Origin of the sequence: Streptomyces sp. NBC_00569, from assembly GCF_036345255.1 — a bacterium.
GTDB lineage: Bacteria > Actinomycetota > Actinomycetes > Streptomycetales > Streptomycetaceae > Streptomyces.
The window spans coordinates 3,902,987-3,925,888 of record NZ_CP107783.1 but is presented as its reverse complement, the minus strand read 5'-3'; the positions used below and the strand labels follow the sequence as shown (position 1 = coordinate 3,925,888).

Genomic DNA, 22,902 nt, shown 5'->3' with positions numbered 1-22,902 from the left:
CATGGCCCACCAGAACACGCCGCCCGGTGAGTGCCCGCAGTGCTGGCAGCACGCTCGCGACTGCAGCATCCATCGCCGCCTCGGCTCGCGTGAGGACTGCCCGCAGTGCGTGGACCACATGGTCAACGGCCACCCCCACATCGTGCCGAAGAAGTCCCGCTGGTCGTGACCCGTATCCCGCCGCCTGAACACCCCGACACCTGCGAGGAGTTCCCGCAGTGAAGATCACAGTCAGTACGCACAAGCTGTCCGGCTACCGCGCCACCCTCCGCACCGCGAAGCAGCTTGCGGAATCGGCGGCGCGGCTGGTCAACCGCTCGGTGCCCGGCAGCATGCCGGACGTTCAGATCACCCTGACCAACGCTCGCGGTCTGGCGGAGCTGGCCACCACGGCGGAAGCCGAACTGGCCGGTGGCGTCGACAAGCGGGTCAGGGACCGCGAGGAACGGCATGCCGCCCGCGGGGCCTGCAACGTCGACGGCCGCGCGGTCCCGCTCGCGGAGGGGTCGGTGCTGGTCCTGATCAACGTCGACCGCAACGCCAGCCCTGGTGAGTTCGCCATCACCCTCGTTCACGAGCTGGTCCACGCCATGCAGTTCAGCCGCAAGGGCGTCCGGGAGCGGATCATCCGCGACCGCCGCGACACCTTCAAGGTCGAGCGCCAGTCACGCCGGCAGGCCCGCGAGAACGAGCGCTGCCACGACGACGAAGAGCGCGAGGCCTACAGCCGCGAGTACCTCGCCGACCAGATCGTTCCCGGCGCCCGCGCCGCCTGATCTTCCCTCGCCCCATGCCGCCCCGCTGAGGGCAGTACAGGAGACCTCCAGCATGTCTGAGAACGTCGTTCACCTGCACAAGAACACCGACCCGGCGCCCGTGACCACGTTGACCGTGGTCCCCGAACCGGCCCCGGCCAAGCCCGTGCCGCTGTGGGTGCGCTCCGGCCGCGCTATCCGTACGGCCATAACTCACGAGACCACCAAGGCGACCGCCCGCGCGGTGGCCCGCCACGGCCTGTACACCGTCAACGGGGGCCGGATCGTGACCCGCCGCGCGTGGGACGGGAAGACCGGTGCCCGCTACGAGCGGATGTTGCGGGCCGCCGAGGCGGCCGGCAACTTCGAGGTCGCGGAGGAGTGGGAAGACCGCCTCCAGCGCTTCCGCGAGGCCCGGCACCGCCGCCGCATGGACCTGCTGCACTCCCCGGTCGACGCGGCCAAGGGCGTCGGGGTCGGCGCCGGCATGAGCATCGGCGTGCTGATTGCGCTCGGGATCGTGATGGCCATCAACAACCACGACATCGGTGACGTCATCACCCCGCTCGCGGCCGTCATCGACTTCATCGGCCTGCTGATCCGGATCGTGCAGGTCGTCTGGGGCCCCGCCCTCACGATCGGCCCGTTCCTCGCGCTGCTCGCGCTGTGGACGGTCGGCAGCAAGCAGCAGGCCGCGCCGGCATGGGCCCTGCCGGACAACGTCCGCTCGGACGAGGGTGAGCCGATCACGCCGTCGATTGTGGTCAAGGCCCTGCGTGACCTGGGCGTTCCGGCGCTGCGCAACGCCATCAAGGAGATGGGCGACGCCGGCGCGGGCATGCTCGGCCCGATCCGGATCGCCGGATGCGGCGTGGAAGTCGACGTCACCCTCCCGTCCGGGGTCTCCACGATCGAGGTGCAGAATCGGCGCCGGAAGCTGGCGGAGAACCTGACCCGGCACGAGCACGAGGTGTTCGTCACCATCCCCCAGGCCGCCCGCACGGTGCGGCTGTGGGTGGCCGACTCCGGCGCGCTGGACGAGCCGATCGGCCCGTCCCCGCTGGTCACGGACGAGACGATGAGCGCCGATTACGCCAAGGGCCGCGCTCCGTGGGGCCAGGACCTGCGCGGCGACGCCGCCACCTTGAGCCTGTATCAGCGCCACCTGCTCATCACTGGCCTGTCCAACCAGGGCAAGACCGCCGCCATGCGCGCGCTCGCCCTGTGGCTGGCCCTCGACCGCACGGTGCAGTTCTGGCTTGCCGACCTCAAGGGCATCGGCGACTGGAAGCCCATGGAGGGCATCGCCGACGTCATGATCGAGGGGCCGACCGATGACCACGTCATCCAGGCGACCGAGATGGTCGAAGCGGGCCTGGAGGAGATGAACCGCCGTATCGCGGCCCGCAACGCCGACCCCAACGCGACGTTCCGGCCGCTGATCCTGCTGGTCGACGAGGCGCAGGTGGCGTTCATGTGCCCGGTCAAGGACGAGGACAAGCGGCCCTACGGCGGCTCGTCCTCCAACTCCCGGTACTTCATGGCCGTCCGCAAGATTCACAACCAGGGCCGTGCGGTCGACGTCCTGATGTGGCAGGGCACGCAGGACCCCACCGACCAGAACCTGCCCAAGCTGGTCCGCGAGGGCGCCCACACCCGGGCCTCACTGGTGCTGGGCAGCGAGTCGCAAGCTGAGATGGCGCTGGGAGCCAAGGCCGTCAAGGGCGGCGCCGCCCCGCACCTGCTGCGCCAGGGCATGGACAAGGGCACGCTCGTCGTCGCCTCGGACGGCATCGCCATCCCCAAGGGCCAGACGTCCATCACGGTGCGCACGCACTTCATCGACGACGACGCCGCCGCCGCCATCGGGGAGCGCGCCCGCGCCCTGCGCGACGGCGTCACCACCCTGCGCGCCGTCGAGCGGGACGAGGAGCGTGACCCGCTCGCGGACATCGCCGCAGCCATCGGCGACGTGGAGCGCCCGTTGACCGCCGACATCCTCAAGCGGCTGTCGCTGCTGAACGAGGACGCCTACGACGGGTGGACGTTCGCCGACCTCAAGCGCGTCCTGGAGGCATCCGGAGTGGAGCCGTACAAGTCGCACGGCCGCATGGTCGTGCGCCGCGACGACGTCCACGCCGCGCTCACCAACCGCGACGACAAAGATTCCGCTTCCACCTCCTGAAGGCGGGGAGGACGCACCCTCTCGCCGGGGAGGCGGGGAGAACTCCCCAATCGCCTCCCCGGGCCGCCTCCCCCGCTGTGATCAGCGGAAACGCCACTTTGGGGAGGCGGGGAGGGGTGCAGGTCAGCACCCCTGAAACCCCCTCTGCAGCCCCTCCCGCAGGGGGTGCCTCTGCCTCCCCGCCAACTGTCATGAAGGGATTCCGCATGCTGCCCGAGCCTGCCCGCCACGGCCACGCCGAAGCACCCGTGGTCATTCACCAACCCACCCCGCTACAGCACATCCAGGCCGCTCCGCTCGTGCCGGTGCAAAGCGGCCACGTCCCGGCCGTGCAGTCCATCGTGCTGCCCGACGGACGGGTCGTCACCGGCTACGCCATCGAGCCCGCCAAGCCCGAACCCGTCGCGGCCAAGCCGCTCGTCTCCCGCACGGCCGTAAACATCGCCCTCGGAGGGGTCGGGTTCGGCGCCGTCTGCGGCGGACTGGTCCTGCTCACCACGTTCATCGCCGCCCTCGCCGCCCTGATCCAGCAACTCATCATCCTGGCCGCCGTCGTCTTCGGCGGATTCATCGCCGTGCAGGTCCTCGGCAGCTCGCGCGGCGGGACGACGGTCAACATCCGCAAAGCAGTGTTCAAGCGCAACCACTTCCACAACTGAGCAGGCGCCTTGTCGACCTACGGCCCAGCGCCAAGGTCCGTTCTCATCGCGCTCCGGAGCGATAGGTGAGCTTCGTCGTAGCTCCGCCGATGGTTCGCATACTCGTGACTCCCGGCCGGCAGACCACCCGCGACTGCATCACGCAGGCTCCGCAGTCGGCGAAACGTGGTCTCCGCCGGCGTCACGACGGACGTCGGTGACGAGATGGCCAGCTCGTAGCGAAGGGCGATGCACGGTTCGAAGGCTTCCCATACCGCCTTCCTGCGCTGCGCCAGAGCAGTCTCTGGCTCCCGTGCCTGAATGCTGCATGCGTGCCGTGCCTTGGCCAGCCCGGCGAGATACGCGCCGTAGAGCGCTCGCCTGATTTCAGTGTTCCGGTCGCGCCGGTCTCGCTTCCACCGTCGGTACTCCAACAGCCCCGCTGAGCAGGTGGCAATGCCACCGCCAACCGCGGTGCTGACCAACGTCATCCATTCCACCAGCGCCCCCCGCTGTTCACACAGCGTCCCTCTGCCAATCCCAAGGGCGGCCCTGCCTCACGCCAATGAACCGGGGCCGCCCTCGTCCACCTGCCCGTAACAGACCTGTGGAGGTCTCCCAGCATGACCCAACCAACCGACATCAGGCGAGAGGACCAGCGGCCCTTACTCCTGGACCTGTTCTCCTGCGCCGGCGGCGCCGCCATGGGCTACGCCCGCGCCGGGTTCCGCGTCCACGGCTGCGACATCGCCGACCGGCCCAACTACCCCTTCACCTACCACCGGGGCGATGCCCTGGAGTACCTCGCGCACCTCATCGCCACCGGCGAGATCCGCCGGTTCAGGTTCGCCCACGCATCTCCGCCTTGCCAGGCCAAGTGCACCCTGAGCATCGGCACCAACCAGTCCAAGGGCTGGGGCGGCACCCACGTCGACCTGGTTGCCCCCACCCGTGAACTACTGGACCGGTCGGGCCTTCCGTACGTCATCGAGCAGCCCAACGGCCGTGCCGAGATCCGCAAGGACCTCTGGCTCTGCGGCGAGATGTGGGGCCTGGGCGTCATCCGGCACCCCAACTTTGAGTTGGGCGGCGGATGGACCGCCCCTCAACCGACTCACCCGTGCCATCGAGGTCGGGTGCGCGGCTATAGGCACGGCGAGTACCACGAAGGCCCCTACGTAGCCCCGTACGGCAACGGCGGCGGCAAGCCGAGCGTCCCGGAGCTTCAAGAGGCGATGGGCATCACGTGGACGAGCGTGCGCGAGGAACTGACCGAGGCCATCCCGCCCGCCTACACCGAGTACATCGGCCGTGCCTTCCGCGTCTCTCGCGCCGGCCTGGGGGTGGCGGCATGAACGAGCACCGGATCACCGCTCTCCGTCTCGCAGCCGATGGTCTGCCCGTCCTACCGCTACGCAAGGGGAAGGTGCCGTTCTGGAACTGCCCCGGCTGCGCCCAGAACGCCTGTGGTGGCAGGCCGAACATGAAGACGGCCGGACCGTGCCGTTGCCTGCGCCCCTGCCACGCGTGGGCCGCGGCCACCACGAACCCTGATGTCCTCACCTCACAGGCATGGACGTTCGCGTGGAGGCAAGCCTCGGCTGTCGCTTACCACCCCGGCGGGGCCGGGCTAACGGTCGTCGATCTGGACCACGCGGACGCGGTCGCGTGGGCCCGGGAGAGCCTCCCGCCGACCCGGACCGTGCCCACCACCCGGGGTGAGCACTGGATCTACCGGGGGCCGATGCGGTCGGCCAACGCCGTACGCCCCGGTGTCGACATCAAGTCGCACATGCAGTACGCCCGCTGGCTCGGGTTCGGCACCGGCGCCATGACGCCCCTGCCGGACGCCGTCCGCGCCCTGGTCGAGGAGGAAGAGACCACCCCCGCCCGCGGGGAGGTGGTCTCTTCATCTACCGGCCGCGCCACGTGGGACGCGAGCGTGGCCACCGGCTGCCGCCACACCGAGAAGTACGTCCGCACCGGCCTCGCCCGCGGTTTGGCCCTGGTCCTGGCTCGTACCGAATCGGGTGCCGCGTCGCAGGCGTTCGGGGTGGCCCAGTTCCTCGCCAAGCAGCACACACAGTGCCCCGGCCCCTGCGGCCTGGACGAGCTCGGGCAAGAGGTCATCGCAGCGGCTGTCTCCGTTGGGGTCCCCGAGCCGTACGCGGCCCGCGCGGTCGACAACGGCCTCAACCCCGATGCGGGGAGGGCAGCATGAGCAGCCACCCCCACCGCCCGCACGGCGCCGGACGGCGGCACCTGCGCCTCGTCGTGGGCGACCGAGAGGGCGTCGCCGAAGGCGTCCCCATTGCTGTTCGCCCTGACCCGCAAATGAACGACGGATACCGCCCCCGGGCCGTTCTGCACATCGTGGCGCCCCCGGACTGGCGCGTGACCCCCTCGGCCCACTCGTGGTGCTCCTGCGGCCGTGAACGGACCGCCATAGGCCGCGCCGCCGTACTGAGCCTCGTGGCCGCACACAACGAACACCGCGCCACCTGCCCGCAGCTCGCCCGCGCCAAGGAAGGAGGCAAGGCCGTATGAGCGTCCCCAACGACATGAGCCCCGACCTGTGGGAGGGGTTCGACATCGACCCCGAGCAGATCACCGGCCCGGCCTGGGACGAACCCGTCCCGCTCAAGTCCCGCCCGCCCCTGCCCACCTTCCCCGTGGACACCCTGCCGGCCTGGCTCGGTGACATGGTCCGGGGCGTCGCCGAGGAAACCCAGACCCCCATCGACCTCGCCGGATGCCTCGCCCTCGCGGTCATCGCCACCGCCGCCGGCGGCCGGGTGAAGGTGTGCGTGCGCGGCCACTGGCGCGAGCCCGTGAACATCTACACCGCCGTGGCCCTGGACCCCGGCAACCGTAAGAGCGCCGTATTCGACCTCATGGTGCGCCCCCTCCTCGACGCCGAAAAGGCACTCATCGAGCTGTCTGGCCCCGTGCGGGCCGAGGCCGAGACCCTGGCCCGCCTTGCCAAAGCTGCCGCGGAGAAGGCCGCGGCTAAGGCGGCCGGGGCCGAGCCGGGGCAGCGGGACGCGCTGACGGCCGAGGCGGTTGAACTCGCGCAGGCCGCCGAGGAACTGACGATCCCGTCCGTGCCTCAGCTCGTGGCGGACGATGCGACCCCGGAGACCATCGGAACGCTGCTCGCCCAGCAGAACGGGCGGATCTCCTGCATGAGCGCCGAGGGCGAGCTGTTCGACATCATCGCCGGGCGCTACACCGGCAAGCCCAACATGGGCATGTTCCTCAAGGGCCACGCAGGCGACATGATCCGCGTCAACCGGCAAAGCCGCGAGGCCGAACACATCGACTCCCCGGCCGTCACCGTCGGCCTGGCCATCCAGCCGGAAGTACTCGACTCCCTCGCCCGCATCGACGGAGCCGACGGACGCGGCCTGCTCGCCCGCTTCCTGTACTCCAAGCCCCTGTCTCTGGTCGGCAGCCGCAACCTCTCCCCGGACCTCCTGGCCGAGCAGGTAGCCGCCACCTACACCCGCCAACTCGCAGGCCTCACCCTCGCGCTGGCCGACTGGACCGACCCCGCGCTCTTGACCCTCACCCCCGAGGCGGACGCGGTCATGCTCGCCTTCCAGAAGGTCACCGAAGCGAGGCTAGGGCGGGACGGAAGCTTCGCGCCGATCGTCAAATGGGCGTCCAAGCGAGACGGGGCCGTGGCGCGGATCGCGGGCCTGCTCCACCTGGCCAGCCACCCCGAAGACGGATGGCACAAGCCCATCGAAGCGGCCACTATGGCCGCCGCGACCGAGCTGGGCGTCTACTTCACCGCGCACGCCCTGGACGTGTTCGACACCATGAGCGCCGACCCGGCCCACGATGCCGCTCTGAACGTCCTGGCCCACCTGCTCAGCAGCCGCCCGGCTCAGATCACCAAGCGGGAGCTGTTCCGGGCCCTGCGACGGGCTGACTTCCCTGCCATCGGCGACCTCGACCCCGCCCTGGCCCTGCTCGAAGAGCACGGCTGGATCCGCCAGCAGCCGCCGCCCCCGCGCACCGGACGCGGTGGCCGGCCGCCCTCGCCCCGCTACGAGACCCACCCCCGCATCGGCCGGGGCGCCTGACACAACCCCCAACCCGCTGACAGAACTGACAGAACTCCCCGACAAGACCCCTGACCTGCACAAACGGCCGTGATCGCGGTTGTGACAGAACTGAATTTAATGCTGACAGAACCCCCGGCCCTGCGCCGGGGGCGCTGTGACAGAACCCCCTCCCAAGAGGTTCTGTCAGGTTTTAATTCAGTTCTGTCAAAGATCCCGACCAGTCCATACGTGCAGGTCAGAGGCCATACGCCGAGGTTCTGTCAGTTCTGTCAGCGGATCCCAGGTTCTCGCACGCCCAAGGCGCCCAAGGAGACCCCACACATGGCACCCAAGACAGCCATAGAAACCCTTCGGGGCGGCCTCCCGGACTGCTACCTCGTCCCCGAGGACATCGCCACTTTGTTCAAGGTCCCGTTGGAGACCGTCTACCAGTGGCGCAAGAAGCGCACTGGCCCGCCTGGCTTCCGCATCGGCAAGCACGTCCGCTATGACCCCGCCGACGTCTACGCCTACATCGCCGCACGCAAACGCCAGGACGCCTCCGCAGCCTGACACCAAGCCTCACAGCACGACTCCCCAGGGAGGGCCACCAGGTGGCCCTCCCTTCTCCTTTCCAAGAAAGGTTCGCTGCCACATGGCCGGCCACATCCAAGACCGCTGGTACAAGACAGAGCCCTCGCCCGAAGGCAAGGCCGTTCGCGTCAAGACCGAGCGTTATGGCACCGGGCTCCGCTACCGCGCACGGTTCGTCGGACCCGACGGCACCGAGAAGTCCAAGAGCTTCCGCGATGGACAAAAGCGCCTTGCCGAGAAGTGGCTGAACAAAATTGAGACCGACATGGGTAGCGGTCAGTACGTCGACCCGAGCACGGCCAAGCAGACCTTTGAGCAGTACACAGAGAAGTGGCTCAGCACGCTCGGGGCGGACCCGAACACCATCGAGTCCATGAAGTCTCAACTCGGCCTGCACGCTTTCCCGTACATCGGGACTCGACCGCTCGGGTCGTTCAAGCCGGAGCACATCCGTGAGTGGGTAGCGGTGCTCGAAGCGAAGGTGCCGGGCTCGTACGGCCGCATCATCTACGCGAACGTACGCGCCGCTTTGAGCGCGGCCGTCGATGACGGCTACCTCAGCCGTAACCCCGTCTCGGCTCGCTCGGTGAAGCCGCCGAAGCTTGACCCGAAGCGCGTCGTGCCGTGGTCGGCGGAGCGCGTGTTCGCGGTGCAGGACGCGTTGCCGGAGCGGTACCGGGCGATGGTCGACCTAGGGGCCGGGTGCGGCATGCGGCAGGGGGAGATCCTCGGCATTGCGGTGGATGCTGTCGACTTCGAGTCAGACACGCTTCACGTGGTCCAACAGCTGAAGCTCAGCCGGAGCAAGCCCGTGTTCGCCCTTCCTAAGGGCGGCAAGACGCGGGATGTCCCTCTCCCCGGACCCGTTGCGGAAGCGCTCAGGGCCCACATGAAGCGTTTCCCGCCAGTCGAGATCACCCTGCCGTGGAAGACGGTTGACGGGCCGAAGGTGACTCACAGGATCATCTTCACAGCGGCCGGCGGCAATCATGTGTGGCGCACCTCCCTGAACGACTACGCGTGGAAACCCGCTCTCGTCGCGGCCGGAGTCCTTCCCGCGCCGGCGACGAAGGACGATGCGCATTCGGCGGCACGCGAGCACGGCATGCACGCGCTGAGGCACTTCTACGCGTCGGCGCTCCTCGACAGCGGCGAGAACATCAAGGCCGTGAGTGAGTACCTTGGGCACAGCAATGCGGCCCTGACGCTGAGGATCTACGCCCACCTCATGCCAAGCAGCCAGGCGCGGACGCGGACTGCCATCGCGACCGTCTACGAGAGGGGCCAACGATCGCTGTGACGGCCCAGAGGCGGCCCACGGCCCGTCATGGGTCCGCCCGTTGGGGCGAAACTGCTGGTAGAACGCCCATCGGGCCGTCGTGTGGTTTCTCTGAGCCGGAGAAGACGAACGCCTACCTGGCCTCCGTCACCGGCTGATCCGCGGCGGGGCGCGCACCGGTCAGCCGGTGGGCGCCCCCGCGGCGCCGTATCCGGTGTCGTCGCCGCCCGTCGCGCCCTCGGGCAGCCGCGGCGGGGTGTAGTCCTTCATCGACGTGGCGCCCTGATCGGGGCGGACGGCGCCGAGCAGCGGGTTGGCCGCGATCGGCGACACCTTGACCTTCGCGCCCGGCCGTGGCGCCTGCACCACCATGCCGTCGCCCAGGTACATCGCCACGTGCGTGGCCTCGGGGAAGTACACGACGAGGTCCCCGGGCCGTAGCTCGTTCAGCGGGACGCGGGGCAGCCGCGCCCACTGCTCCTGCGACGTGCGGGGGATGTCCTGGCCCGCGTGCTCCCACGCCTGCGACGTGAGCCCCGAGCAGTCGAACGCCGCGGGCCCTTCCGCGCCCCACACGTACGGCTTCCCGATCTGTTTCACCGCGTACGCGAGTGCCGTGTCCCCGGCCCGCGACGGTGTCCGCTTCGAGCTGAGCGCGCCCGACGCCATGAACGTCTTCTGAGCCTTCGCCATCCCGGTGTCCTCCAGGCGGGTCAGCTCGGCGAGCTGGTCCGAGCTGAGCGAGGCGAGCAGCTTCTCGACGTCCTTGAGGCGGGTCCGGACCGCGTCCCGGTCCTTCCTCTGCCGCTCCGAGAGCCGGGTCTGCTCGTCGAGCGCCTTGCGGGCCTGGGCCGCCAGTCCGTCGGCACGCTTCTCGCCGCCGACGAGCCGGTCCACGGTCGCCATGCGCTCCTGGGCCACGCGCCGGATCACATGGCCCTGGTCGAGGGCGTGCTGCGGGTCGTGGGCGAGGAGCAGGCGCAGGTAGGGGGAGATGTTGCTGCTGCCCTGGTACTGCTCGCGGGCCAGACGGCCCGCCGCGCCGCGGCTGTCGTGGAGCGAGCTGCGGGCCACGGCCAGCTTGCGGGCCAGGTCACCGGCCGTCTTCCGGCGCTTCTTGAGCTTCTCCGCAGTCGCGTTGTATGTCTCCGTGGCCTTCTCGGCCTCCCGGTACAGACGCTGAAGATCCGTCAGAAGTGTGGGGACGGACTTGCTGCCGGCCGCCGGAAGGGGTCCCGGGGCCGGTGCGGTCGCAGCGGTCGCGGGTCCCGGCGCCGCGAGCATTGAGGCCACCGTCGCGGCACAGGCCCACCGCAGAAGGCTTCCTGACACGTCATCACCTCCGGTGCGGGGCAGCCCGTCCGTCCCGCACCGTGAGCATCGACACGTCCGCCTGCCCGCGAGCCACCTGCTGGGCGGTTCGGCCCAAGGACCTCACCCGGGCGGGGGACTCCACGAAGGCGATCCATGAAGATGATCTACGAAGTCGACTGCTGCGGGCGCGGCTTGGACCAGGGCCACCGGAGCCCGCTGTCGTCGCGTCCCGAGGGGTCGTACTCGTACTTCCAGCGGCGGGTGAACCGGATCTTGCCGGGGACCATCGGGACCCGGCGGTAGATCAGCACCGTGCCCGCGGAGCCGTCGGGGCCCGGCACGGGGATGCGGTACACCTTCGGCGGATGCCCCGTGGGCCCGAGCAGCACAGGCAGCACCCGCCCGTCCATCGGCCCGCCGACGAACGGCGTCTCTTCGCTCTTCACGGCACCAGTCTCACCTGTTTCCCGCCCTCGTTCATGAGGGGGGAGGATTCAGAACAGATGTGCCGCGTCGCTCACCACGGGAAGCGCCAGGCGTGCCAGCCGGCCCACGGGCCCGTCCGGCGTCTCCAGGGCCAGCGCGTGCCGCACCGCCCCGGCGGTCTGCGGGTCGCGGCCCGCCGTCGCCGTGAGGACCGCCATGAACTGGTCGACGAGCCCGTCGCGCAGCTCGTCCAGCGGCGGCTTCTTGTCCTCGTCGAGCCAGATCAGCGAGGCCGCCTCCACCGCCGTGATCCACATGCGTACGGTCATCCGCAACCGGGGACCCGGGTCCGCCACGGCGAGATGGCTCAGGATGTGCTCGGCCGCCGCCCTGCGCACGCCGTCCACGATCGACGTCGTGCGCGACGTCTCCACGACGCTGCCGCCCTGGAGCAGGGCGGCGAACCCCATGTCGTGCTGGTCCACGAACCCGAGGTAGCGGTCGAGCGCCCGCGTGAGGCGGCCGCTCAGCGGTCCTTCCTGCGGTTCCGCGAAGCACTTCTCCAGCTCGTCGGCCGCGGAGCGCAGCGCGGCCTCGTACAACTGCTGCTTGCCGCCGGGGAAGTACCGGTAGACGAGCGGCCGTGAGACACCGGCCACCTCCGCCACGTCGTCGAGGGACACCTCCTCGGGTGCCCGGTGCGCGAAGAGGGACAGCGCGGCGACGAGGAGCTGACTGCGACGCTCCTCGACGCTGAGCCGTCGGTACGCGCGGGTGCCGGGTGCCGAGGTCATGTCCCGCAGCGTAACCGGCTTTTCGTGCGGAGGTCCTGTACGGAGGCGCGCCGCACGGCCCCGGGCGCAGTCCCGGACGAGCAGCCCGGACGACTTCCACAGCCTGCGTCCGATGCCCCGCACGACCTCGATGTCGTCCAGGCTGTTATCGATGTGCGGCCGCGCCGCGTGGCGGTCAGGCGAGCAGACCGGACGACTTCCACAGCCTGCGTCCGATGCCCCGCATGACCCCGATGTCGTCCAGGAAGTCGGTGAGGCGCTTGGCGCCGGTCTGCATGATCTCGCGGCGGTGGCCGCTGGCCTTGACCTGCGCCAGCGCCTCCTTCGGGTCGAGCCCCGCCCGTTCGTAGGCCGCCGGGTTGTGGAACGCCGTGTAGATCACGCGGGCCGCCTCGCCGCACACGATCCGGGTGTACGCCGCCTCGGCCGGGCCGCACGTCACCATCTGGCGGCGCAGCTCCTCACGGGCGTAGCGCACGTGCCGAGCCTCCTCGATCACGTGGATGCGGGTGATGCCGCGCACCAGCGGCTGGACGCGCTCGTCCGGGAACGTCATCCGCTGCATCCAGTCGATGATCTCCTCGCCGAGCAGCGTGGCCGCGAAGGATCCCGGCGTCGTGGAGATCGTCTTGAGTACGCGCCCCAGGTTGTGGTGGATGCGCGGCATGGGGAAGCCCTCGCCGACGCTCCGCTTGATCATGCGGGCGAACATCATGGAGTGCCGGCACTCGTCGGCGATCTCCGTGAGGGCGTAGCGCACATGGCTGCTGGTCAGCGACTTGTCGTAGATGTGCCGTACGAGGAGCTGCATCAGGATGATCTCGAACCAGACGCCCATGGAGGCCATCGAGGCGGCCTCGTACTTGGAGAGCTCGATGCGCTGCTCCTGCGGCATCCGCTTCCACATGGGAGTGTCGTAGAGCGAGCAGAGCTCCGGGGGCCAGTACCACATGCCCTCGACGTCGGGGGCGTCCCAGTCCAGTTCCTTGTCCGGGTCGAAGGAGTGCTTGGCGGAGGAGTCGAGCAGACGTTCGGCCACCTGCTCGCGGTCCTTGAGCAGCCCGAGCGCGTCGCGCAGACCCTCGAACGCGTCGGCTTCCGTCACGGTCGTCATGACTGTCCCACCTCGTCGTACGGTAAACGGGCGCCGCGGCACAGGAGTTACCGGCGGTCACGACTTATGAGACTGCCTGTCAGCAAGGCCGTCAATCCCCTGTGCGCGACTTGTTGACCCGGTGTCCACGAGCGTGTGAGCCTGCCTGTATGTCGACGCATGAGCTGTACACCAGGGCGCCCCGGGAGCTCGGCTGGCAGATACCGGCGGCCGGCGCGGCGAGATTCAGCTGGGAGTACGACGAGGGCAGGGACCGCCTCCTCGCGCTCTACCAGAAGGGCAAGGACAAGCAGTGGGACGGCGCCAAGCGCATCGACTGGGATCTCGAGGTCGACCCCCACAACCCGCTCGGCACCCCCGACGAGGCGCTCACCCTCTACGGCACCCGGCACTGGGCGAAGATGACGGACCAGGACAAGGGCGAGCTGCGCAAGCACTACGCGTCCTGGCAGTTCAGCCAGTTCCTGCACGGTGAGCAGGGCGCGATGGTGTGCGCCGCCCGCATCGTCGAGTCCGTCCCCGACATGGACGCCAAGTTCTACTCGGCCACCCAGACCATGGACGAGGCCCGGCACGCGGAGATCTTCGGCCGCTTCCTGCACGAGAAGGTCGGGATGCTCTACCCGATCAACGACAACCTCCAGTCGCTGCTCGGTGACACCCTGCGCGACTCCCGCTGGGACATGCCCTACCTCGGCATGCAGGTCCTCATCGAGGGCCTGGCGCTCGCCGCGTTCGGCATGATCCGCGACACCACGGACAAGCCGCTGCCCCAGCAGATCCTCGCGTACGTGATGCAGGACGAGGCCCGCCACGTGGCCTTCGGGCGGATGGCCCTGCGCGACTACTACAAGCAGCTCACCGACGCCGAACTGCGCGAGCGCGAGGAGTTCGTCATCGAGGGCTGCTACCTGATGCGCGACCGGCTGCGCGGCGTCGAGGTACTGGAGAACTTCGGCATCTCCAAGGCGGAGGCCGAGGAGTACAGCGAGCAGTCCGAGTTCCTGGCCCTCTTCCGCCAGCTGCTCTTCTCCCGGATCGTGCCCTGCGTCAAGGACATCGGCCTGTGGGGCAAGCGCCTTCAGCAGGCGTACGTCGACATGGGCGTCTTCGAGATGGGCAACTCGAACCTCGACCAGCTGATGGCCCAGGACGAGGAGATCGCCGAGAAGCTCGACGCGGAACGCTTCGCGGCGGAGGAGCTGGAGCGCGTCGCGGAGGTGGAGTCGACGATCGGCGAGGGCGCGCAGCTCCCCTAGGTCATGCCCGGGGGTGCCCGTGGTGCCCGGGGCGTGTGGACATGTCACCCGCATGCAGTAGTTTGCTGACGTGTCCACGCCTCAGCCGCCCCAGCCCAACCCGTACGGCCAGCAGCCCCCGGCCGCGCCCTACGGCCAGCCCGGCCCCTACGGCCCGCCGCAGCAGCCCGGCCAGCCCGGTCCGTACGGTCAGCCGCAGCCCGGCCCGTACGCCCAGCAGCCCTACCCGGGCGGCGCCCCCTAACCCGGATGGGGCGGTGCCCCCATGGGCCCGCCGCCCAAGAAGCGCCGGGTCGGGTTGATCCTCGGCATCGTCGGCGGCGCGCTCGCTGTCGTCGTCGTCGGGATCGTCGCGGTCGCCATGCTCGGCTCGGAGGTCGACAAGAGCTTCCCGAAGGCCGAGTACAAGCTGACCATCCCGAAGACCGTCCTCGACGGGAGGTACACCCTCACCCAGGACCTGTCCGGCACCCAGGGCAAGCAGATCGAGGACGAGGCGGACGGCGCCTGGGACGCGCGTGACACCAAGGCGGCCGTCGGCCAGTACGCCGCGACCGACCCCGCCAAGAAGAACGCGGGTGTGGTGATCTCCGGCATGTACGGCCGGTTCAAGAACACCGACCTCGCCCGCAAGAACATGATGCAGGGCGCCGCCAAGAGCGACGGCGCCGAAGTCGCCGTGCCCGCCAAGGACTTCAAGCCGGCCGGCTCCGATGTCACCATCACCTGCCAGGTGCTCACCAAGCAGCAGGCGACCATCCCGATGTGTGCCTGGGCCGACGGGAACACCGGCGCCACCGTCGCCGAGATCACCCCCGAGACCGCCCTTCAGGACCCCTCCGACGTGGACCTCGACGCGGCGGCCGCGACCGCGGCGAAGATCCGCTCGGAGATCAGGAAGCCGATCGGCTGACGGACTCCGGCTCCGGCTCGGGGCCGGCGACGCCCGCCGGGAACGCCGTACGCAGATTGAACGCGTACGGCGTCGGGCCGTGCGCCCGCAGATGGACCAGGCGCTCCTCCGCCTCCTCGACGGTGGGCCGGTGCCCGGCCGGCACCCACCACAGAGCGGTCACCGCCTCGTCGAGGCGCTCGAAGAACTCCCTTCGGCGGGCGAGCAGTTCACGGTGCAGGCCCTGGTACATGAACGCCGTCAGCGCGTTCGTGTCCCGCCACACCGACATGTTCACGAGCAGCCACGCGTCGCCGAAGACCCGGAAGCTCGTCGCGTCCCCGCTGTCGTCCTTCAGGCGCCACACGAACCCGTCCGACGCGTCGGCGACGGCGTTCACCGGATCGAGTCCCTCCGCGAAGTCCCTCAGCTGCTCCGAGTCGAGCGGGGCGGTCAGGCGGCCGATGTTCACCTGGGCGAGTTCGTGGCGAGTCCCGTTTTCCGTCGTCCTCGCAGTCCCGTTGTCAGTCATGCACCGCACGATAGGCAGGGAGCGCCGCGCCGTAGAGGGCCATTTCACCTGTTGGTATCAGGGACCACTTGCGGGCCGATTCCCTTACCGGTCCGCCGAGTTCAGTGCCGCTTCCATCACGTCCCGCGCGATCGGCGCCGCGCTCCCACCGCCGCTGATGTCCGCACGGTCCGCCGACGCGTCCTCGACCACCACCGCGACCGCGACCTGCGCATTGCCCGCCCCCGGGGCCCGCGCCCAGGAGATGAACCACGCGTACGGGGCGCCCTTGTTGCCCACACCGTGCTGCGCCGTGCCGGTCTTGCCGCCGACGGCCACATCGGGGATCTGCGCGTTCGTGCCCGTGCCGTACTCCACGGCGTCCTGCATCATCTGCTGGAGCTGCACCGCCGTGGCCGGGGTCATCGCCTGGCGGTACGCCTTCGAACCGGTCTGCGCCACGGTGTTGCCGTGCGCGTCCGTCGTCCTCTCCACCAGATGCGGCGCCATCAGGACCCCGCCGTTGGCGACGGCGGCCGAGACCATCGCCATCTGCAGCGGCGTCGCCGCCGTGTTGAACTGGCCGATGGACGAGAGCGCCAGCTGCGAACGGTCCATGTCCGTGTCGAAATTGCTCCGCGCGACACCCGACGGGATCCTCACCCCCGCATCGTCGAAGCCGAACCTCGTGGCCGCCGACACCATCCCCTTCAGCCCCACCTGGACACCGAGTTTCGCCATCACCGTGTTGCAGGAGACCCGGATCGCGTCCGCGAGCGAGGCGTCCTCACAGCCGTGCGCCTCGTTGCGCAGCAACGTCGACGTGTCGGGCAGACGCCAGGGGCTCGGGGTTTCCGTCGGCTCGTCCACATCCCTCACGACGCCCGAGTCGAGGGCCGCCGCCGCGGTGACGATCTTGAAGGTCGAGCCGGGCGGATACGTCTGACGGATCGCCCGGTTGAGCATCGGCTGACTCGGCGCGCGGATCAGCTTCTTCCACGCCGACACCGTCGCCGCATCCGTCCCCGCGATCGCCCCCGGATCGTACGAGGGGCTGCTCACCAGGGCGAGGATCTCCCCGGTCGCCGGATCGAGCGCCGCGACCGCGCCCCGACGCCCTGCCAGCCCGGAATACGCCGCCTTCTGCGCCGCCGCGTTGATCGTGGTCGCCACCTCGCCGCTCGGCTGCTGCGAGCGCGTCAGGTCGTCGAACAGGGGGAGCGGGGCGAGCATCGGGTCCGTGCCGGAGAGGATGTCGTCCTCCGCGTTCTCCAGCAGCGAGGTGCCGTACACCTGGGACGCGTACCCGGTCACCGGCGCGTACAACGGACCCTTCTTGTAGGTCCGTTCGTAACGGAGCTGCTCGCCCGTGTCCCTCGAACCGGTGACGGTCTTGCCGTCGACGAGGATGTTGCCGCGCGGCTGGTCGTAGCGCGCGATGGTGTTGCGGCGGTTGGCCGGGTTGTCGTCGAGAGAGTCCGCCTCGAAGATCATCACGCGGGCCGAGTTGACCAGCAGCGCGACGAGCAGCACCAGGCAGAAGACCGAGGCGCGGCGGATGTAGCGGGTCACCGATGCGCCTCCAGCGCGTCGTCCGGCAGGAGTTGGCCACGCGCGGAGTCACTGATCCGGACGAGCAGCGCCACGATGATCCAGTTCGTGACGACGGACGAGCCGCCCTGCGCGAGGAACGGCATCGCCATGCCGGTCAGGGGGATCAGGCCCATCACCCCGCCCGCGATCACGAACACCTGGAGCGCGACGATCGACGCGATGCCGATCGCGAGGAGCCGGCCGAACGGGTCGCGCAGCGCCAGCCCGGCACGGTAGCCGCGCTCCACGAGGAGCGCGTACAGCAGGAAGATCGCCGTCAGGCCGACGAGCCCCAGCTCCTCGCCCGCGGTCGCCAGGATGAAGTCGGACTTGGCGGCGAACCCGATGAGGATCGAGTGCCCCGCCCCGAGCCCCTCGCCGAGCATGCCGCCCGCCGCGAACGCGAACAGCGACTGCGCGAGCTGGCCGGGACCCTCGCCCGCGGCGATCGAGGCGAACGGGTGCAGCCAGTCATGGACGCGGCTGTTCACATGCGGTTCGAGCGCACCCACGAAGACCGCGCCCCCCGCCGCGAGGAGAAGCCCGATCGCGATCCAGCTGCCGCGGCCCGTCGCCACGTACAGCATCACGATGAAGAGGCCGAAGAACAGCAGCGAGGTCCCCAGGTCGCGCTCCAGGACCAGGACGCCCACGCTGATCAGCCAGAAGACCAGGATCGGCGCGAAGACCCGCATGGTGGGGAGCTGGAAGCGCCAGATCTTCTTTCCCGTGTACGAGAGAGCGTTGCGGTTCGCCGCGAGATAGCTGGCGAAGAAGATCGCGAGCAGCACTTTGGCGAACTCGCCCGGCTGGATGGAGAATCCGCCGATCCTGAGCCAGATGCGGGCGCCGTTCACCGCCGGGAAGAAGATCGGCAGGATCATCAGGAGCAGCGCGGCGACGGCCGACAGATACGCGTACCGCTGGAGCACCCGGTGGTCGCGCACCAACATCACGACCGCGATGAACAGGGCCACGCCGAGCGTGGACCAGACGAGCTGGATCGGCGCCGCCTGGTCGTCGGGCGTCTCCAGGTCGAGCCGGTAGATCAGGACCAGGCCCAGGCCGTTGAGCAGCACACCGATGGGCAGCAGGAGCGGGTCCGCGTACGGGGCGCGCAGGTGGATGGCGCCGTGCGCCACGAGTGCGAGCACGCCGAGCCCGGCGCCGTAACCGGCGGCGCCGGGCGGTACGGAGCCGTTCTTGGCGAGTCCTACGGCGCAGTATCCGTAGACGCTGAGCAGGACGGCCAGAACGATCAGGACGAGTTCGGTGCCACGGCGCCGCGGGAGGCGGACGCCGGGGACAGCGGGAGGGCTGACGCCGGCTCCCGTGCCTGCAGGGCCCATGGGCCCTGTCGATCCCGTCGATCCGGTCGATCCGGTCATGGCGGGAACGTAACAAGCGACAGCCGGGAAATGCCGCTATGTCGCCTTAATCTGACTGGGTGTGTGTCCGGCGAGGGGTTTCGGGCGGGGGCTTCGGACGGGGGTTTCGGGAGGCGTTCCGCACGGAGTTCTGCGCGGAGTTCAGTGCGGGGGTCCGCGTGGTGCGTCAGGGCTGGTGGTCGTCGTGCGGCAACGTCAGCGTCGCCAGCGCTCCGCCGTCCTGCGCGTTCGTGAACCTGAGCGAGGCGCCGAGCACCTCCGCCTGGCCCAGCGCGATCGTCAGACCGAGGCCGTGGCCCTTCGCGCCGCCCTCCGTCCTGAACCGCTGCGGACCGCCCTCCACCAGGTAGTCCGGGTAGCCCTCCCCGTGGTCCCGCACCGTGATCACCGGGCCGTCCACCGTGAGGACCACCGGCGGGCTGCCGTGCCGGTGCGCGTTCGCCACGAGGTTGCCCAGCACCCGCTCCAGGCGCCGGCGGTCCGTCACCACGCAGACGTCGCGCACCACGACCACCTCCGTGTGCGTGCCGGACCCCCGCACCACCCGCTCGGTGAGCGGGCCGAGCCGGTTGTCGTCCAGGTCCACCCGCTCGCTGCGCGCGTCCAGGCGCGAGATCTCCAGCAGGTCCTCGGTGAGCGTCCGCAGCGTGGCGACCCGGTCCCGTACGAGCTCAGTGGGGCGGCCCGGCGGGAGGAGCTCCGCCGCCGCGTGCAGGCCCGTCAGCGGTGTCCGCAGTTCGTGCGCCACGTCCGCCGTGAACCTCTGCTCACTGAGCAGCTTGCGCTGCAACGACGTCGCCATGCTGTCCAGCGCGCCCGCGACCGCGGCCACCTCGTCCTGGTGCCTGGCCGGACTCCTCGTCATCGGATCGCCCACGCGCGCGTCCAGGTCCCCGCCGCTGATCCGCCGGGCCACCCTCGCCGTCGCGTGCAGGCGCCGCGTCACGCGGGTCACCGCGAACGCTCCCACCAGCAGCGTCGCGCCGATCGCCAGCACCGACGAGCCGACGATCGCCTGGTCCAGGCCGTCGATCGTGCGGGCGCCCTGCGAGTAGTCGACCTCCACGGCCAGTACGCGGTTCCCGTCGACCGGTCCCGCCGCCCACATCGTGGGTGCCTTCGCGTGGCTGCTCACCATGGTGCCGCGATCTCCGCCCGCGGCGAGCCTGCGCAGCGAGTCGGGCAGGCCAGGAGGGTCGACCCCCGCGAGCGGGCCCAGCCTCGCTCCCGCCTCGTACGCCGTGGTGGCCTCGTCGAGCCGGCCCAGTGCGCGGTCGCGGGCCTGGCCGACGGTCTGGTTGGCGACCGATACGTGGACCAGGGCGCCCAGGAGTGCGGCGAGTGCGCAGCACATCACCGTGATGAAGACCGCGGCCTTCCAGGTGAGGGTGGCGGTCCAGGCGGGGAGCCGGGGTCTGGGCAGGGCGTCGCTCTGGTCGGCCGGGGAGGTGGTGGGGGTCATGGGCGGCTCTTGGCGTGGCGCCGCGTACGCGGGCGTTCCGGGCCGGTGTGCTCGCGCCGGGCTGTGGGGGTGGGGCCGCGGCCGGGGCCGGTAGGGGTGGCGGTCTCGGGGCTTGTGCTGGTGCCGGTGGGGGTGGCGGTCTCGGGGCTTGTGCTGGTGCCGGTGGGGGTGGCGGTCTCGGGGCTTGTGCCGGAGGCGGTAGCGATACCGAGGCTGGTGCTGGTGCTGGTGCTGGTGCTGGTGCTGGTGCTGGTGCTGGTGCCGGTGCCGGTAGCGGGGATCTGCGCCCTGCGTGTGGGGGCGGGGCCGGGCCGGTATGTCCGTCCTCGCTTGGATGGTTCGGCGTCGGACATCGTGCGCGTCAGTCGTGCGTGCCGGCTCCGGGCGGACATACCGGCCCGGCCCCTTCCGTTCGGACGCGGGTGCGGCTGCCTCGGGGGCGGTGTCCGTCGGCGCGTGTACGTGAGCGGGTGCGGGCCGGCTGTGTGGGGCCGTGGTCCCGGGCTCGTGGGTGTGTTCATCGCGTCGGGGATGGTGTCGGGGAATTCTGAGGGGAGGCGGTGGGGGAGGTGGGGCTGGGCTCGGGGGGCTGTGTCGGGGGTGCGGGTGGGCCTGTGCGGAGGATTTCGTCCCGGGTGGGGAGCATCGCGCGCTGGTGCGGGTCCCAGGACCACGCCGTGCGGTACTCGTAGCCCGGCAGGTCCGCCACCGCCCGCAGGATCACGTCCCGGCCCGCGATCTCCACGCTCACGACCGCGTCCGACGTACCCATGATCTGCGTCAGTTTGTGGTCCTCGAACGTGTAGCAGCGCACGGCGAGCTGGCGCTTCGGCAGGCGGATCCCCACGACCAGTTCGTCCTTGCCGTCACCGGTCAGGTCCCGGTAGTACGCCTTCAGGACCGGGCACTCGGTACTGGCCTCCGTGCCGCAGTCGTCCAGCCCTACGACGTTGACCGGGCTCGGGGACGGGCTCGGCGACGCGGAGGCGGCCGCCTCCTGGGCGCGGACCACTTCGACCGGGTTCACGCGGTGAATGTCGTCATCCTTGGCGGTGATGCCCTTCACGACCTCGGTGTGGCCCGCGCCGTAGTCGTCGGCCGCGGCGGACGCGGGCGGCAGCGTGGGCCACAGCCGGGCCGGCCCCACCGCCGTGGACGTCGGACCCGCGCTGCGCAGCTCGCCCGAGTCGCCGCACCCCGCGAGCAGCAGTACCGACGCCGTCACGGCGGCGGCCGCGGTACAGGTGCGCCTGGAATTCACTGCACTCCTGCCTGTCCGCGTGCCGGGCCGGTCACTCCGCTGACACCTTATGGGTGAGGAAGTCCTTTTTATTGACCCACGGGACTGTGCGCACCTCGAACCCTCAGTCGTCGGTGCGCCCGCGCCGGTACATCGAGAAGGCGAGTCCCCCCGCGCCCGCCGCCGCCATTCCGCCGCCCGCCGCCAGGAACAGCGGGTTCGAGTCGGGTGTGGCGTGGAACTGCTCCGGTGAGCTTTCCTGCGCGGCGGTCGCGTGCCGGTCGGGCTGGGCGTGCGCGAACGCGGCCGTCGGGACCAGGAGCGCGCCGCCGAGAACGGCGGCGACGAAGGTGCCGCGGGCCAGCAGGCCTGCTCGACGGGTGGTGCTCACGGAACGTCTCCTTTGCTCTGCTCCCGGTGCGGTGCGCTCCACCAGGTGGCGTAAACGCGGACGTCTTCACCGTAAGGAACCCTCATCACGGCAATTCGGCAGCTGTGTAACAGCGGGCCGAAACTCTTCGGGCGGTGGTGTCACCGAGGGGCCGGACGGCATATTGCCCTGCGGCTCCGTGACTGTTCCCATGGTCGTGGGGTGATGGTGCATGAGCGGTCTGCGCGTCGTACCGACCTGGCGGCACGGTCGGGAGCGGCTCTATGTCTGCGACGACGACGGCAGGAACGTCGCCTGGTACGACCGTGAGGCCGGCCGCGTCAATCTGATCAGCGAGGCCCGCAGGGACGCCGTCCTCGACGTCCTCGGGCCCTTCCTGACCGGCCAGGTCACCTTCGGCCCGCCCCCGGTGCCCACACCGGCCGAACTCGCCAGGCTCGCCCTCCACCCGGACGACGACCTCGCGCCGAACCGGCCCGGCGAGGCCCTTCAGATCGCCGTCGACCGCGACCCGGGCCCGCCGCGGCGGCTGCGCGGGGACCCGCGGCGGCGGGCCCTGGAGGCCGAGCAGTCCGTCGGCGGAGCGCTCGACGCGTTCGAGCGGGCGGGCTGGCGAGCGCTGCACTCCGTGCCGCTGCCCGGCGGCGCCCGCATCCACCACCTCCTCATCGGACCCGGCGGTCTCTACGCCCTGCACACGCTCCCGGCCCGCAAGCAGCGTGTCCGCGTCATCGATCCGATGGTGATGACCGGCCGCTCGGAGCCGCACCCGCTCCTGCGCCGCGTCCGCGCGGACGCGTCCCGCGCGTCCTTCGCCCTGACCGCGGAGGTCCGCCCGGTCCTGGCCGTGGCGGGCGCCTCGACCGTCGAGGTGGCGGCACCCCCACGGGACGTACGCATCGTCGTGGACACGGAACTCCAGTCGCTCGCGCGCACGGGCGGCGTCCTGAAACCGGCCGACGTCGAGGCCCTGCACGCGATGGCCCGCGACCGCCACACGTGGCTGCGGGTCTGA

25 protein-coding genes are annotated in these 22,902 nt (G+C 70.3%); 14 read left to right on the top strand and 11 right to left on the bottom strand.

Going from position 1 to position 22,902, the window contains the following annotated elements; genetic code table 11:
- Position 1 precedes the first annotated feature (1 nt).
- The 10 genes from OHO83_RS17470 (at position 2) to OHO83_RS17425 (ending at position 9,524) form a co-directional block, all read left to right on the top strand.
- Positions 2 to 169, top strand: coding sequence for a pRL2-8 (locus tag OHO83_RS17470; protein ID WP_330279633.1), 168 nt, complete (start codon positions 2 to 4; stop codon positions 167 to 169).
- A gap of 49 nt (positions 170 to 218) precedes the next feature.
- On the top strand, positions 219 to 776 hold the full coding sequence (locus OHO83_RS17465; protein ID WP_330279632.1) for a hypothetical protein: 558 nt from the start codon (positions 219 to 221) through the stop codon (positions 774 to 776).
- Between the two features lie 52 nt (positions 777 to 828).
- The gene (locus OHO83_RS17460) at positions 829 to 2,940 is read left to right on the top strand and encodes an FtsK/SpoIIIE domain-containing protein (RefSeq protein WP_266674116.1); all 2,112 of its coding nucleotides are present in this window, start codon (positions 829 to 831) and stop codon (positions 2,938 to 2,940) included.
- 206 nt (positions 2,941 to 3,146) lie between these two features.
- The gene (locus OHO83_RS17455) at positions 3,147 to 3,599 is read left to right on the top strand and encodes a hypothetical protein (RefSeq protein WP_266674117.1); all 453 of its coding nucleotides are present in this window, start codon (positions 3,147 to 3,149) and stop codon (positions 3,597 to 3,599) included.
- A 602-nt stretch (positions 3,600 to 4,201) separates the two neighbouring features.
- Positions 4,202 to 4,933, top strand: coding sequence for a DNA methylase (locus OHO83_RS17450; protein WP_266674118.1), 732 nt, complete (start codon positions 4,202 to 4,204; stop codon positions 4,931 to 4,933).
- The gene (locus OHO83_RS17445; RefSeq protein WP_266674119.1) at positions 4,930 to 5,799 is read left to right on the top strand and encodes a bifunctional DNA primase/polymerase; all 870 of its coding nucleotides are present in this window, start codon (positions 4,930 to 4,932) and stop codon (positions 5,797 to 5,799) included. The genes OHO83_RS17450 and OHO83_RS17445 overlap by 4 nt, the downstream gene beginning before the upstream one ends.
- Positions 5,796 to 6,125, top strand: a complete 330-nt coding sequence (locus OHO83_RS17440) for a hypothetical protein (protein WP_266674120.1) — start codon at positions 5,796 to 5,798, stop codon at positions 6,123 to 6,125. Before OHO83_RS17445 ends, OHO83_RS17440 begins: the two co-directional genes overlap by 4 nt.
- On the top strand, positions 6,122 to 7,669 hold the full coding sequence (locus tag OHO83_RS17435; protein ID WP_266674122.1) for a YfjI family protein: 1,548 nt from the start codon (positions 6,122 to 6,124) through the stop codon (positions 7,667 to 7,669). The genes OHO83_RS17440 and OHO83_RS17435 overlap by 4 nt, the downstream gene beginning before the upstream one ends.
- A 303-nt stretch (positions 7,670 to 7,972) precedes the next feature.
- Positions 7,973 to 8,203, top strand: coding sequence for a helix-turn-helix transcriptional regulator (locus OHO83_RS17430; protein ID WP_266674124.1), 231 nt, complete (start codon positions 7,973 to 7,975; stop codon positions 8,201 to 8,203).
- An 82-nt stretch (positions 8,204 to 8,285) separates the two neighbouring features.
- Positions 8,286 to 9,524, top strand: a complete 1,239-nt coding sequence (locus OHO83_RS17425; RefSeq protein ID WP_266674126.1) for a tyrosine-type recombinase/integrase — start codon at positions 8,286 to 8,288, stop codon at positions 9,522 to 9,524.
- Between the two features lie 159 nt (positions 9,525 to 9,683).
- On the opposite strand, the gene OHO83_RS17420 is transcribed toward OHO83_RS17425, so the two are convergent.
- The 4 genes from OHO83_RS17420 to OHO83_RS17405 form a co-directional block, all read right to left on the bottom strand.
- A complete protein-coding gene (locus OHO83_RS17420) occupies positions 9,684 to 10,835 on the bottom strand; it encodes a C40 family peptidase (RefSeq protein ID WP_266674128.1) in 1,152 nt (383 codons plus the stop codon).
- Positions 10,836 to 10,981: 146 nt separating this feature from the next.
- Positions 10,982 to 11,263 (bottom strand): hypothetical protein, encoded by a 282-nt coding sequence (locus OHO83_RS17415; protein ID WP_266674130.1) that lies wholly within the window; start codon positions 11,261 to 11,263, stop codon positions 10,982 to 10,984.
- A 48-nt stretch (positions 11,264 to 11,311) separates the two neighbouring features.
- A complete protein-coding gene (locus tag OHO83_RS17410) occupies positions 11,312 to 12,037 on the bottom strand; it encodes a TetR/AcrR family transcriptional regulator (RefSeq protein WP_266674132.1) in 726 nt (241 codons plus the stop codon).
- Positions 12,038 to 12,212: 175 nt separating this feature from the next.
- Positions 12,213 to 13,151, bottom strand: a complete 939-nt coding sequence (locus OHO83_RS17405) for an AurF N-oxygenase family protein (protein WP_266674134.1) — start codon at positions 13,149 to 13,151, stop codon at positions 12,213 to 12,215.
- A 149-nt stretch (positions 13,152 to 13,300) separates the two neighbouring features.
- On the opposite strand from OHO83_RS17405, the gene OHO83_RS17400 reads away from it, so the two are divergent.
- The 3 genes from OHO83_RS17400 to OHO83_RS17390 all read left to right on the top strand — a co-directional run bounded on the left by OHO83_RS17400 (position 13,301) and on the right by OHO83_RS17390 (position 15,323).
- Positions 13,301 to 14,410, top strand: a complete 1,110-nt coding sequence (locus tag OHO83_RS17400) for a ferritin-like domain-containing protein (protein ID WP_266674136.1) — start codon at positions 13,301 to 13,303, stop codon at positions 14,408 to 14,410.
- Between the two features lie 70 nt (positions 14,411 to 14,480).
- Positions 14,481 to 14,654, top strand: coding sequence for a hypothetical protein (locus OHO83_RS17395; protein WP_330279631.1), 174 nt, complete (start codon positions 14,481 to 14,483; stop codon positions 14,652 to 14,654).
- A gap of 21 nt (positions 14,655 to 14,675) precedes the next feature.
- Entirely contained in the window at positions 14,676 to 15,323 is a 648-nt protein-coding gene (locus tag OHO83_RS17390) for a hypothetical protein (RefSeq protein WP_330279630.1), read from the top strand.
- Here the strand turns inward: OHO83_RS17390 and OHO83_RS17385 are convergent.
- From OHO83_RS17385 to OHO83_RS17355, 7 genes are all read right to left on the bottom strand, one after another.
- The gene (locus tag OHO83_RS17385) at positions 15,304 to 15,834 is read right to left on the bottom strand and encodes a DUF3291 domain-containing protein (RefSeq protein ID WP_266674140.1); all 531 of its coding nucleotides are present in this window, start codon (positions 15,832 to 15,834) and stop codon (positions 15,304 to 15,306) included. The genes OHO83_RS17390 and OHO83_RS17385 overlap by 20 nt on opposite strands.
- 84 nt (positions 15,835 to 15,918) lie before the next feature.
- Complete coding sequence (locus OHO83_RS17380) at positions 15,919 to 17,385, bottom strand: peptidoglycan D,D-transpeptidase FtsI family protein (RefSeq protein WP_266674142.1); 1,467 nt, start codon at positions 17,383 to 17,385, stop codon at positions 15,919 to 15,921.
- Entirely contained in the window at positions 17,382 to 18,755 is a 1,374-nt protein-coding gene (locus OHO83_RS17375) for an FtsW/RodA/SpoVE family cell cycle protein (RefSeq protein ID WP_266676629.1), read from the bottom strand. The genes OHO83_RS17380 and OHO83_RS17375 overlap by 4 nt, the downstream gene beginning before the upstream one ends.
- Positions 18,756 to 18,960: 205 nt before the next feature.
- Positions 18,961 to 20,256 carry a sensor histidine kinase gene (locus tag OHO83_RS17370; RefSeq protein WP_266674144.1) on the bottom strand — a complete coding sequence of 432 codons (1,296 nt, stop codon included), beginning with the start codon at positions 20,254 to 20,256 and terminating at the stop codon, positions 18,961 to 18,963.
- Positions 20,253 to 20,648 carry a hypothetical protein gene (locus tag OHO83_RS17365; protein ID WP_330279629.1) on the bottom strand — a complete coding sequence of 132 codons (396 nt, stop codon included), beginning with the start codon at positions 20,646 to 20,648 and terminating at the stop codon, positions 20,253 to 20,255. The genes OHO83_RS17370 and OHO83_RS17365 overlap by 4 nt, the downstream gene beginning before the upstream one ends.
- Before the next feature lie 125 nt (positions 20,649 to 20,773).
- Positions 20,774 to 21,517, bottom strand: coding sequence for a hypothetical protein (locus tag OHO83_RS17360; protein WP_266674148.1), 744 nt, complete (start codon positions 21,515 to 21,517; stop codon positions 20,774 to 20,776).
- Positions 21,518 to 21,620: 103 nt separating this feature from the next.
- A complete protein-coding gene (locus OHO83_RS17355) occupies positions 21,621 to 21,887 on the bottom strand; it encodes a hypothetical protein (RefSeq protein ID WP_266674150.1) in 267 nt (88 codons plus the stop codon).
- 211 nt (positions 21,888 to 22,098) lie between these two features.
- Here OHO83_RS17355 and OHO83_RS17350 point away from each other — a divergent pair, with 211 nt between their 5' ends.
- Complete coding sequence (locus OHO83_RS17350; RefSeq protein WP_266674152.1) at positions 22,099 to 22,902, top strand: nuclease-related domain-containing protein; 804 nt, start codon at positions 22,099 to 22,101, stop codon at positions 22,900 to 22,902.

Coding starts and splice junctions, on each gene's coding strand:
- OHO83_RS17470 (WP_330279633.1), top strand. CDS start 2: ATGGCCCACCAGAACACGCCGCCCGGTGAGTGCCCGCAGTGCTGGCAG.
- OHO83_RS17460 (WP_266674116.1), top strand. CDS start 829: ATGTCTGAGAACGTCGTTCACCTGCACAAGAACACCGACCCGGCGCCC.
- OHO83_RS17455 (WP_266674117.1), top strand. CDS start 3,147: ATGCTGCCCGAGCCTGCCCGCCACGGCCACGCCGAAGCACCCGTGGTC.
- OHO83_RS17450 (WP_266674118.1), top strand. CDS start 4,202: ATGACCCAACCAACCGACATCAGGCGAGAGGACCAGCGGCCCTTACTC.
- OHO83_RS17445 (WP_266674119.1), top strand. CDS start 4,930: ATGAACGAGCACCGGATCACCGCTCTCCGTCTCGCAGCCGATGGTCTG.
- OHO83_RS17440 (WP_266674120.1), top strand. CDS start 5,796: ATGAGCAGCCACCCCCACCGCCCGCACGGCGCCGGACGGCGGCACCTG.
- OHO83_RS17435 (WP_266674122.1), top strand. CDS start 6,122: ATGAGCGTCCCCAACGACATGAGCCCCGACCTGTGGGAGGGGTTCGAC.
- OHO83_RS17430 (WP_266674124.1), top strand. CDS start 7,973: ATGGCACCCAAGACAGCCATAGAAACCCTTCGGGGCGGCCTCCCGGAC.
- OHO83_RS17425 (WP_266674126.1), top strand. CDS start 8,286: ATGGCCGGCCACATCCAAGACCGCTGGTACAAGACAGAGCCCTCGCCC.
- OHO83_RS17410 (WP_266674132.1), bottom strand. CDS start 12,037: ATGACCTCGGCACCCGGCACCCGCGCGTACCGACGGCTCAGCGTCGAG.
- OHO83_RS17405 (WP_266674134.1), bottom strand. CDS start 13,151: ATGACGACCGTGACGGAAGCCGACGCGTTCGAGGGTCTGCGCGACGCG.
- OHO83_RS17400 (WP_266674136.1), top strand. CDS start 13,301: ATGTCGACGCATGAGCTGTACACCAGGGCGCCCCGGGAGCTCGGCTGG.
- OHO83_RS17390 (WP_330279630.1), top strand. CDS start 14,676: ATGGGCCCGCCGCCCAAGAAGCGCCGGGTCGGGTTGATCCTCGGCATC.
- OHO83_RS17385 (WP_266674140.1), bottom strand. CDS start 15,834: ATGACTGACAACGGGACTGCGAGGACGACGGAAAACGGGACTCGCCAC.
- OHO83_RS17375 (WP_266676629.1), bottom strand. CDS start 18,755: ATGGGCCCTGCAGGCACGGGAGCCGGCGTCAGCCCTCCCGCTGTCCCC.
- OHO83_RS17370 (WP_266674144.1), bottom strand. CDS start 20,256: ATGACCCCCACCACCTCCCCGGCCGACCAGAGCGACGCCCTGCCCAGA.
- OHO83_RS17365 (WP_330279629.1), bottom strand. CDS start 20,648: ATGTCCGCCCGGAGCCGGCACGCACGACTGACGCGCACGATGTCCGAC.
- OHO83_RS17350 (WP_266674152.1), top strand. CDS start 22,099: ATGAGCGGTCTGCGCGTCGTACCGACCTGGCGGCACGGTCGGGAGCGG.